Origin of the sequence: Candidatus Angelobacter sp., assembly GCA_035607015.1 — a bacterium.
Taxonomy (GTDB): domain Bacteria; phylum Verrucomicrobiota; class Verrucomicrobiia; order Limisphaerales; family AV2; genus AV2.
Window position 1 is genome coordinate 1 of record DATNDF010000406.1, and the last position, 10,598, is coordinate 10,598.

The 10,598-nt window shown below is 58.9% G+C and carries 10 protein-coding genes; 1 reads left to right on the forward strand and 9 read right to left on the reverse strand.

The window, feature by feature from the left end; all coding sequences use genetic code 11:
* The 9 genes from VN887_16215 to VN887_16255 form a co-directional block, all read right to left on the reverse strand.
* On the reverse strand, positions 1 to 559 hold a 559-nt coding region (locus tag VN887_16215; GenBank protein HXT41552.1), incomplete at its 3' end, for a tetratricopeptide repeat protein.
* Positions 549 to 2,240 (reverse strand): BatD family protein, encoded by a 1,692-nt coding sequence (locus VN887_16220; protein ID HXT41553.1) that lies wholly within the window; start codon positions 2,238 to 2,240, stop codon positions 549 to 551. The genes VN887_16220 and VN887_16215, both read right to left, overlap by 11 nt.
* A 109-nt stretch (positions 2,241 to 2,349) precedes the next feature.
* Positions 2,350 to 4,371 (reverse strand): VWA domain-containing protein, encoded by a 2,022-nt coding sequence (locus tag VN887_16225; protein HXT41554.1) that lies wholly within the window; start codon positions 4,369 to 4,371, stop codon positions 2,350 to 2,352.
* 81 nt (positions 4,372 to 4,452) lie between these two features.
* Positions 4,453 to 5,457 (reverse strand): VWA domain-containing protein, encoded by a 1,005-nt coding sequence (locus VN887_16230; GenBank protein HXT41555.1) that lies wholly within the window; start codon positions 5,455 to 5,457, stop codon positions 4,453 to 4,455.
* A complete protein-coding gene (locus VN887_16235) occupies positions 5,454 to 6,167 on the reverse strand; it encodes a hypothetical protein (protein ID HXT41556.1) in 714 nt (237 codons plus the stop codon). The genes VN887_16230 and VN887_16235 overlap by 4 nt, the downstream gene beginning before the upstream one ends.
* On the reverse strand, positions 6,164 to 7,120 hold the full coding sequence (locus VN887_16240) for a DUF58 domain-containing protein (protein HXT41557.1): 957 nt from the start codon (positions 7,118 to 7,120) through the stop codon (positions 6,164 to 6,166). The genes VN887_16235 and VN887_16240 overlap by 4 nt, the downstream gene beginning before the upstream one ends.
* Entirely contained in the window at positions 7,117 to 8,214 is a 1,098-nt protein-coding gene (locus VN887_16245) for a hypothetical protein (GenBank protein ID HXT41558.1), read from the reverse strand. Before VN887_16245 ends, VN887_16240 begins: the two co-directional genes overlap by 4 nt.
* Positions 8,215 to 8,292: 78 nt before the next feature.
* Positions 8,293 to 8,949: a DUF6304 family protein gene (locus tag VN887_16250; protein ID HXT41559.1), complete on the reverse strand. Its 657-nt coding sequence runs from the start codon at positions 8,947 to 8,949 to the stop codon at positions 8,293 to 8,295.
* A gap of 36 nt (positions 8,950 to 8,985) precedes the next feature.
* Entirely contained in the window at positions 8,986 to 9,975 is a 990-nt protein-coding gene (locus VN887_16255) for a MoxR family ATPase (GenBank protein ID HXT41560.1), read from the reverse strand.
* Between the two features lie 157 nt (positions 9,976 to 10,132).
* Between VN887_16255 and VN887_16260 the strand changes: the two genes are divergently transcribed.
* On the forward strand, positions 10,133 to 10,598 hold a 466-nt coding region (locus tag VN887_16260), incomplete at its 3' end, for a CHASE domain-containing protein (GenBank protein HXT41561.1).

Genomic DNA, 10,598 nt, shown 5'->3' on the forward strand with positions numbered 1-10,598 from the left:
TGAGCGCAGGTCGCAATCGTCCGAGCGCGAGCAGGACGAACCACAGCCAGAGAGACCCCGCCGTCAGCAGCGTCCACTCGTCGATCGCCAGACGACCGGTCAACCGCTGCCGCCAGTCCACGGTCTGGGCTCCACCGTCGGCGGCGCTGCTGCGCGCGAATTTCAGATTGGCGCGGATGTCGGGATCACGCGGGGCGAGCTGCTCGGCGAGCCGATAATTCAAAATCGCTCGTCCGACGTGGCCGGACTTGAAAAGCGCGTTACCGAGGTTGAAGTACACCTCCGGCGAGGACTGGCCGCTTTGCAGGATTTTTTCATAGGCCGACGCGGCCTCCGCAAACCTGCCTTCCTCATAAAGCTTGTTGCCCTGATCGAACGTCGAACGGACATCTTCGCCGCCCGCGAAACTGCCGACGCAGGAGCAGAGCAGGAGCGTCAACACTCCGAGGCCACAGCGAACGTGGCGGCGCAACCGGACGACACGCAGCGAGATGCCATGCCACCGGAAGCCGGCGTCCGGCCGGGTTGCGTCCTCGGGCGTCTGACGTTCAGTGCTCAAGTTTCAATTGTTGCAGTTGTTTCAGCGCCGATTCGACCTTGGGAATGAGCGCGGCGAGCTCCGCGCCGCTCCGTTGCTGCGCGTAGCGCGCCTGGTTGCACGCTTGAAACAATTCCTGCAGTGTTGCGAGTGTCTCGGCGTCCGCGCCCTGTGGACGGAGCTGTTCCTCGATCACGGATTCGGTGATGGCGGACGCGGGCCGGTCGAGGCGCTCGCCCAACTGTTCCTGCAGGAGGCGAAATACCGTGGCGTAAAATTCCTCCGTCCGGGTGGCGTCTGCGAGCCGGCGCAGGTCGGTCAGCCCTTCGCGGACGGTCTGCGCCACCTGCCGCTTCCGTCGCAAACGCGGATTGCCGGCCAGATTCTCCTCGCGCCGCCGCCAGACGAGGACGGCCAGCCAGGCGAGCAGGGGCACAGTCTGAAGCGAGATGAACCAGGACTGCTGAATCAAGGCCGGCCGGATTTGTGCCAGCGCGCCGATTCGCGGCTTGATGTGAACGATGTCCGTGGCCGGCTTCGGTTCGTCCCGGTCCAGGGGGGTTGTCGCGAGGACCGTTGGCTGCGCGGGCGCAGCGTTGCCGGGCCGGATAATGACCGGCGTTGCCGGATGTGACACGGTCCGGTAGCTCTTCCTGTCCGGATCGAAAAAGCTGAAGGTGATCGGAGGCAGCTCCTTGACCTCGGCGTTTTCAGGAATTACGGCCTGCTCGAAGCTCTTGACGCCTTCAAGCCCGAACTCGTCGGTTGTTTCGACCTTTGTGCTCGGCGGGTAAACCCTGAAGTCCCGCCAGTTGTTCAGGGACGACAGCGTCAAGGAATCAATCGGGCCGCGGCCCGTGATTTGAACCGTCACGGTGATGGGATCGCCCACGGTCACTGTGTTCGTGCTGATGCTCGTCGCAAGTGAATAAGCACCGACCGCACCGTTGAAATCCGCCGGCACGTTGTTCGTTGGCAACGGATGGACATCGATGTTGACGGGGTCGGTCGCCAGGTTCACATCCATCCAGTCAACAGGTTGTCCAAAGAAATCGACGCGGGTGTTCGGATGCGGCACGGCCAGCACCAGGGTCGCGGGACCCAGCGTCAACCGGCCGGCCTTGGCGGGAATCACGAAGGTCTTGTAAACCAGCAGGCTGAAATACTGATTGCCGATGAGGGTTTTGGTGAGCTGTTGCTGGATCATTTTGCCGACAGTAAAGCCCTCCTGAGCAAGCTGTGGCTGTTGCTTCAAATTTCCTTGCCGCGCATACAGGCGGATCTCCAGCGGGAGCACCTCTCCCAAATACGCCTCGTTCTTCGGCACGACCAGTTTCAGAAAGGCGTTCTTGCCGATGACGGCCGATTCGGGCGTGGCTTCGCCGTTTTTAAGCACATTCAATTTGAGCGGCTGGCTCGTCACCGTTTTGCCGTCCACGCTGGCGCTGATGGCGGGGATTGTGTACTGGCCCGGTTGAGCGGCACGCACCAGATAGTTGTAGGACACGACGGAAGAGGATCGGCCATTGACAAAGTTGAACTGGCTTGACTGTCCGTTGCCCGTCACCGAGAGCCCCGAAACGGCGGGGATCGTCGGAACTTCGGCAGGTATCCCTCCGTCAAATCGCAGCGATAGCGTAGCACTTTCACTGACGCCGATCGTATCGCGGTCCAGCGTGGCCGTGAAGGTCGCTGCCGACATGGTGGACCCGCCCGCGCCGCACAGGAAAAGGCACAAAAGCCCGACCCGCCCGCGAGTGCGGAACGAACAAAATCGGAAAAAGGCGTCTGACAATCGTGGATGCATGCCATCACCAGTCTTTGAACACGCGTCGCTGGTCCTTCATCTTTTGCTGCGGCACGAAGATCATCGCCCGCTCCTCGCCTTTTTGGGAATCCAGCATTTGCTGCGCTTCCTGGACGGTCATCTGGCCGGGCACGGGCGCGGCATTGGCCTCGGATTGTCCACCGGATTTCTCGTCGCCCTTGCCGCTGCCTTGCGGCTTGTCCCGTTTTGGCTGTTCCTGGTCGTTCGGCTTTTTGTTTTGAGGGTTTTGCTGTTGACTGTCCGGTTGCCGGGGATCCTTCCGGTCCTGTTGTTTCGAGTCGGGCTTTGATGCCTGCTTTTGCTGGTCCTGCTTGCCCTTCTGATTGTCGGGGTTCGACTGCTGTTTCTGATCCTGCTTTTGGTCCTGCTTGTCCTGATTCTGTTTCCGGGATTTATCCTGCGGCTGTTTGGGCTGCCGTTTTTCAAGCTCCTCCAGCTTTTTTCTGACGAGTTCCAGATTGTACTTTGCGTCGAAATCCTGCGGGTTCAATGCGAGCGCATTTGTGTAGCTCTGCAAGGCGTCCCGCCATTCGTTGATCTTGCCGTTGTCGTCCGGAACCGTCTCACCGAGGCGATAGAGCGTATTTCCCAGGTTGTAATATCCTCGTTCCTGCAATTTCAGATCGGGAGCGAGGGTGGCCAGTCTGAAGTGGAGCGCCGCTTTGTCGAGGTCGCCGGTCTTGTAAGCGGCGGCGCCCGCGTTGAAATGCAAACGCAGGTCGCCCGGCCGGCTGTTCTCGAGGGCGCGGGAGATTTCCTGTCCAGGGTCCTGCTGTTTTCCGTCCTCCTGTTTCTTCACGACTCCGTTGAGACCGGGCGAGTTCCCGTTCTTTTCCAGCAAACGCTCGTACTCCCGCTCGGCCTGTTTGAACTGTCCGTCCTCGTAAAGGCGTTTCGCGCTGGAAGGGGATGCCGACACGGCGAACGGGACGGCGAGCAACAGCAGCGCGGCCACTGCCTTGCGCAATCCGGCATTGGCTGCGACAGCGGGCACCTCCGTGCGCGCCACGCGTTTTCGTTCCGGCAGCAGCATTTCGAGAAGCAGCGCGGCAATGGCCAGGGCCAGCGGCCATTGGAATCGTTCGTGGTAACGCCTGACCAGCCGGGCTGAAGTCTCGGATTTGGGCAGGGGAGCCAGCCCTTTCTCATACAGCGTCTCCATTATGTTCCCTCCCTGCAACGGCAGATAAAATCCACCCGTGTCGGTGGCGATTTCCCGAAGCAGGGTTTCGTTCAGTCGTGATTTGACGACGTTGCCCTGATCATCCTTGATGTAAGTGGACTGTCCGTTTTCGTCGGTCACCCGCAGGAGTTCACCGTTGGGTGTGCCAATGCCAACGGTGAAGATTTTCATCCCGGCCGCCGCCGCCTTTTTCGCCGCGTCCGCCGCGCCACTATCGTGGTCCTCTCCATCGGTGAACAGCACGAGAATCTTGTAGTTGTCGCTTCCCTCTTTATACGCGGTCAGCGCGGTTTCAATCGCCTCGGTCAACGCTGTTCCGCCCACCGGAATGATGCCGACGTCCAGCGCTTCGATACTCTGGCGGAAGGCTTGCTCATCGAGTGTGAGCGGACATTGCAGGAACGCCGCGCCGGCGAACGGCACCAGCGCCAGCCGGTCGCTTTTCGCGAGTTTCATCAGGTCGAGTGCTGCGAGTTTGGCGCGCGCCAGCCGGTTTGGCCGGATGTCTTCGGCGAGCATGCTCCGGGAGGTGTCAACGGCCACCACGATGTCCAGTCCACGCTGCCTGGCTTCCTCCCATTCGAAACCCCATTGCGGCCGGGCGAGGGCCAGCAACGCGCAGACGACGGCCAGAACCACCAGCCCGAGGCGGACTTTCTGGCGCAACGGCGAGATGCCCACCGTCAGCTGCGCGAGCAGCCGCGATTGCACGAACTGCCGGATCAACGCCTGTCGTCGCCGCCATGCCCACCACAGAAACCACGCCAGCAGGGGCGCCGTCACCAGCAGCAACCAGAGCATTGGTGGATTACCGAACCGCATATTTTTGTAATTTATGTTCTACGGTCGAACACCAGCGCGCTTCGACGCAACCGACGGCAGTCCGTAAACGACGGCCGGTGTTCAAGGCAGTTTGCGCCAAACCGTGTGGTTTAAAATAATTTCCAGCAGCAACAACACAAGTCCCGGCAGCGCCGCCAGGGGGAACACTTCGCGGTATCGCTGATATTTCTTCACTTGTACCTCGGTCTTTTCCAGCCGGTCGATCTCGTCGTAAATCGAACGCAAGGCCTGCGTCTTGTCCGCGCGATAATACCTTCCGCCCGTCCGCTTGGCGATTTCCTTCAACGTGTCTTCGTCGATGTCCACCGGCTCGTCCCGGTAAACGACCTGGCCGTTGAACGGATTCTGCCCGACGGGTATCGGGGCGGTGCCGCGCGTGCCCACGCCGATGGAGTACACCTTGACCTTCAACGTCTCCGCCGCTTCGGCGGCGGTCAGCGGCGGCACCTTGCCCGCGTTGTTTTGTCCGTCGGTCATCAGGATGACGATCTTGCTTTTCGACTTCACCTCGCGCAAGCGATTCAACGCCGTGGCCAGGGCCGAGCCGATGGCCGTGCCGTCCTTGTCGCGCGTGGCGATTTCCAGACGCTCGAGGTTCTGGAGCAGAAAATCGTGGTCGAGCGTCATCGGCGCGGCAATGTAGGCGTCGCGCGCGAACGCGACCAGGCCGATGCGGTCGTTGGGGCGCTTGCCGACGAACTTCTGCAATACGTCTTTTGCGATCGCAAGGCGGTTGACCCGCCGGCCCTGCAATTCAAAATCCTCCGAACTCATGCTGCCGGACAGGTCAATGGCCACGACGATGTCAATGCCGCTCGCGATGATTTGTGTTTCTCCCTCGCCGAGTTGCGGTCGGGCCAGGGCGACGATGAACAAGGCCAGCGCGAGCCAGCGCAGCTTCAAAAGAATCGCGCCGGCGTGCGAGCGCGTGATGCCCGTGATGCCGCGGACGAGCTGGACCGACGAATAAAGGAAGGCGGGTTGAAACCCCACCTTGCCCTTCAGCCATCCCGCCAGCGGCAGCAACAGGAGCAACAGCAGGAATAACGGGTGCGCGAAGGTCATCGGATTTGTGATTCGTGGTTCAAGCTTTGCGGCGCGCTTTCCGCGGCCTCGCCCGCTCCCTCGGCGCCGGGCGTCGATGACGTCACGCGCGCGGACCCGTGGGGCACCGAAGGCACGGTGAGAGGGTGGGTAACATCAGGTCGCGGTTGAAAATGGGAGGTTTCATCCACCAGCCGCAGCGCGCTTTCATGCAAATCCTGCAATTGCTCGACCGTCGGCTCGTCCCGCGCAAACTTCACAAGGTCACAACGCATCAGAAAATCGGCCAGCGATTGTTTTTGGGCCAGCGACAGCAGCGCGCTGGACTGAAGTTCATCGAGAAACTCCTCGGTGGTGCGTTCCGGTGCGCGCAGTGAAAACGCTTCTTCGAGGTAAACCCGCAATGTGTCGGAAACCGCGATGCAAAACGGACGTGGCTCGTAGATCATTTTGAGGGCCTCCTGAAGTTTTCGGCGGGCGCGCTCATGGGGCGGAATGATGATCTCTGGTGCGGCCGATTGCGCGCGAAGTTTCCGCCAGTAACGCCAGGCATGATATGACAGTGCCACTGCCGCCAGCGCGCCGAGGACGCACCAGAGCCAGAACCAGCCGCTCGGGATGTCCACCGGCGCCTTGATGTCGCGGATGTCGCCCGCCAGCGCGTTCGTGCCCGCGGCGTTTGTCGCGGAAGACGGCGCGGGGATGATGATGGCCGAAGAGTTGGTTTTCATCTATGACGCCGCCGTTTTTCACGCGTTTCAAAAAACCTTCCCAGCGCGGCGGCGTACGGCTGGTCGGTGCGCAACTGGATCGAATCAATGCGCGCTCCGCGAAACAGCTTCAGCAACTCCGCCTGCGCCCGGGCCTGCCGCTGCGCGAAGGCGTCCCGCTTGCGCTCGTCGCCTGTGTTGACTTCGACCACTTCACCGGTCTCGGCGTCCTTCAACACGAGCCGGCCGAGCGCGGGCAGTTCCAATTCGAAACGATCGGTGATTTGCACCGCGACGACATCGTGCCTTCGGTTCGCCTGGCGCAACACCGTGAACGAGGTCTGGCCGAGCGTTTCTGACAGCACCGCTTTGCGGCGGAGGTGCGCGTCGATTTGCGGCCGCGTCGGCGCGGTCTGACCGAGAAAATCCGAGAGAATCACGACGATGGCGCGATGGGGCAGCACGTTCAGCATGAACTCCAGCGTGCTGTTCAAATCGGTGCCGCGCTTTCGTGGCTCGTAAAAAAGAATTTCGCGGATGACGCGCAGGACGTGCTTCCGGCCTTTGCGCGGCGGGATGAATTTCTCGACGCCTTCGCTGAAGAGAATCAAACCGACCTTGTCGTTGTTGCGGATCGCGGAGAAGGCGAGCACGGACGCCATCTCGGCGGCCAGTTCACGCTTGGATTGCCCGACGGAGCCGAACAATCCGGAACCGCTCAAATCCACGACCAGCATCACCGTGAGTTCGCGCTCCTCGACGAACTTTTTGATGAACGGATGGTTCATGCGCGCGGTGACGTTCCAATCAATCGAGCGCACGTCGTCTCCGGGCTGGTATTCGCGCACCTCGTCGAAGTTCATCCCCTGTCCTTTGAAGACGGAGTGATACTGGCCGGCCAGCGTTTCGCTCACGAGCCGGTTTGTCCGGATTTCGATCTGCCGGATTTTTTTGAGGATCTCGCGAGGAATCATGGGAGGGGATACTCTTCAATTGGCTTGTCGTTTTGATCCGTCCGCCACGATTTCTGCAATTTCCACGGCCCGTCACCGGACGTTCGTGCGACGATATAATGGCAGACAGATGAATCCCCTTGCGTCCGGACCGAAAAGCCGAATGTTTCCGGGTCGGGGTGCGTTTCGAGACGGACCGTTCCGTGATCATTTTTCGACCAGCCCGGCGTCTGGCCCTCTTTCTTAAACTTTCTTAAAAACTCCAAAGCTGCGACGAATTCATCATCAACCAGGGGCCCGGCACTTGTCTGCTTGAGATACATGACCCGTTTGGGGAAATCAAACGTGACCACGTGCCGCGCCAAAAACCCCAAACCGATCGCATTTCCACCGGTGTCAACCGTCAGGTTGGTGTAGGTGTCGCCTCCCCAAACACATTTCGGCAAACGCACCCATCCCGAATCGTGTCCGTTGATCGCGCCTTTTTCGACCGCGCCATCACCATTCCTTCCGGTATCAATGAGCAATTTGACACTTTTCCCTCCGGCAAGGCTGGCGTGATCAGTAAAGAGCTGGCCAAACAGGGAAAGCTTAAGCGGAAAAGACCTGCCCAAGTTCGCGACGTCAAGTTGCTTCGAGTCAAGAAAACGTATCTTTCCGGTTTGAAAATTCAGTTGGATGCAATAGTGCCTCAGGCAATCCATGGCGAGGATTCCCATAATCGGATGACCCACCCGGTCTGACAGCTGCTTGAAATTAAAGGTAGCGACCAAACGACCGGTCTTTAGACGAGTGTTTCCCAGGTAAAGCCCGGGTCTCCAATAGAGGCCTGATTTCTGTTTGTCCCCGGGCATGCTGACTGTCCAGCGGCCGAGGGGCAGGCGTTTACCTAATTTCGGTATCAGCGATTTGTCGAAAAGAGTGCCCGGCGACCCGGTATCCAGAACAAATGGCAACTCCTCTCCGTTTTCCAACCGGAGCATAATAAATAACAAGCCGCCACGACCGGCATCTTTATTGATAGCCACCTCCGTGGCAAGGTGGGGGTGGCTGGAGCGCTCTGTTGCGCAAGAACACAAGAGCAACAGGCTGAAAACAATTCCTGACTTGCCCACCAACCACCGAAGTGAAACGCGGTTCGTGCGAATCTCGATCTGCCGGATTTTTTTGAGAATCTCGCGGGGGATCATGAACTAACCTCGATAACCCGTTCCGGGCTTTCGCAATTCGTATTCTTCGCAAAGGTGTGTCTCTTGGACGTATTCAGTCAATGTTGCCCAAACGCGAAACATATCGCCCTTGCTCTTCACTTGTGAATACTCAGCCTTGTTGCCACGGAAACAAGCCAGGCAACCAAACATTCCATGTCCGTACGGGCTGTAGTCGGAGAACGCACATGTGATGCAAAGCCTCAAGTGGCATCCTACGGGCAATTGCTTTTCTAGTTCCAAGAGTTCATCTTCGAACCAACCGCTTTTGCCCGTTGATTGGAATTCTTGGTCGCGGAATTTGAGTTGAAGTTTGACGACTTCGTCCTCTAACCCTCCCTTGGAGTTTGGTTTTCCAAAATCAACCCAGGCTTTTACCAAGCCATCTTCAACGCCGTTCGGAGTGGTGACCTGAATGGGAATCTCCACGTCAAATTGACAGTCGCACAGGCATTCTTTATGGATCCGAAATCTTTGCAACGATTGCGGTTCCGTATCAGCAACGGGCGAGAGAGAGTCCAAATCTTCTCCTTCGAATATGACATCCCGGATTTTGATTCGCAGAGATTTTCCATCAGTTTGAAGCGTTGTTGATACGCTTCCATTCGCGTCCTGATACCTTGTTGGCAATGATTTCCTCACAGGGTGAAATTGATCGGATGAATGCGATTCATCGAATTAGGGCACAGGCAGTTCATCAAAGATTTTCTGAATCACCGTTTCGCTGGTTTTTTCCTCGGCCTCGGCTTCGTAGGTGATCGCTACGCGGTGGCGGAGCACGTCCATGCCGATGCTTTTCACGTCCTGCGGGGTGACGTAGCCGCGTCCGCGCAGGAAGGCGTGGGCTTTGCCGGCGAGCGTGAGCGCAATCGTTGCGCGGGGTGACGCGCCCAGTTGAATCAAATCCTTCGCGTCGATGTTGTAATGCGCCGGGTCACGCGTGGCGCAGACCAGGTCCACGATGTAATCCTTTACTTTGTCGTCAATGTAGATGTCGTTGATGACTTCGCGCGCGGACAGGATGGTTTTCGCGTCCACGACCGCGCTGGCGCCGGGTAATCCGCTCGTGCGGGCCATGAGATCGAGGATCTGGCGTTCTTCTTCGCGTGACGGGTAGCCAATGCGCAGCTTCAACATGAACCGGTCCACCTGCGCCTCGGGCAACGGATACGTCCCTTCCTGTTCGATCGGATTTTGCGTCGCAAGCACGAGGAATGGCTCTTCAAGTTTGAAGGTCTGGTCGCCGATGGTGACCTGCTTTTCCTGCATCGCTTCGAGCAGAGCGCTCTGGACCTTGGCGGGCGCGCGATTGATTTCGTCGGCGAGGATCAGATTGGCGAAGACCGGCCCGCGGCGGGTGGTGAACGCGCCGGATTGCGGATTGTAAATCTGAGTGCCGACGACGTCGGCGGGGAGCATGTCAGGCGTGAACTGCAGGCGTGAGAAGCGGACGTCGATGGCGGCGGCGAGCGTTTTGACCGACAGGGTCTTGGCCAGGCCCGGGACACCTTCGAGCAGGACGTGTCCATTGGCGAGCAGTCCAATAATGAGCCGTTCGACGAGATATTTCTGTCCGATGACGACTTTGTTGATTTCATTGAGGAGCGGCTGCACGAACGCGCTGGCCTGCTGCACCTCGGCATTGATGGCGCTGATTCCGGTGTTCATTTTTTGCGATGATAACGACCGATGGACAAATTCGCCAGCCAATGCGTTCAGAAAAAACGAACGGCACAGTCCTTGCATCCAGTTGCTTGAGAAGATGATGAAATAGCATTGCCAAGCTTTTCGAGACGCCTATGCTCAGCCCCCTGTTTTGCCCGATATGAATGGGAAACTGCCCGAGGTGAGGGAACATTTCCGCAGGATGGGGGCCGCTTACCTGGTCCTGATCATCGCCTTGCTCCCGACCCTGTTTGCTTACCGGCGGGTCAAACTGAACGTCGAGGCCCGCGATCAGGCGCGCTTCGAGCAGACGGTGCGATCCACGCGCGACGCTCTGACTCTCCGGATGGAAACGTTTCTTTCTGCGCTGCGCGGTGTGCGAGGTTTGTTTGACGCCAACCCGGCCGTGGATCCCGGCCAGTGGAAAAAATACGCGGCCAGCATTGATTTGAAATGGAACTATCGCGGGATGCTCGACGTGGGCTATGCGCAGCGTGTCACGCGGGAGGAAAAGGACCGGCATGTCGCAGCCGTGCGCGCCCGGGGGTTTCCCGGTTACCAGTTGAATGCCGACGCGGACCGTGACGAGTACTTCCCGATGATTTACCTGAGCTCCGCCACAAACT

What these genes read in the sequence shown, in the direction of transcription:
- VN887_16235 (HXT41556.1), bottom strand. Translation starts at nt 6,167, where the DNA reads ATGAAAACCAACTCTTCGGCCATCATCATCCCCGCGCCGTCTTCCGCG.
- VN887_16230 (HXT41555.1), bottom strand. Translation starts at nt 5,457, where the DNA reads ATGACCTTCGCGCACCCGTTATTCCTGCTGTTGCTCCTGTTGCTGCCG.
- VN887_16240 (HXT41557.1), bottom strand. Translation starts at nt 7,120, where the DNA reads ATGATTCCTCGCGAGATCCTCAAAAAAATCCGGCAGATCGAAATCCGG.
- VN887_16225 (HXT41554.1), bottom strand. Translation starts at nt 4,371, where the DNA reads ATGCGGTTCGGTAATCCACCAATGCTCTGGTTGCTGCTGGTGACGGCG.
- VN887_16255 (HXT41560.1), bottom strand. Translation starts at nt 9,975, where the DNA reads ATGAACACCGGAATCAGCGCCATCAATGCCGAGGTGCAGCAGGCCAGC.
- VN887_16220 (HXT41553.1), bottom strand. Translation starts at nt 2,240, where the DNA reads ATGTCGGCAGCGACCTTCACGGCCACGCTGGACCGCGATACGATCGGC.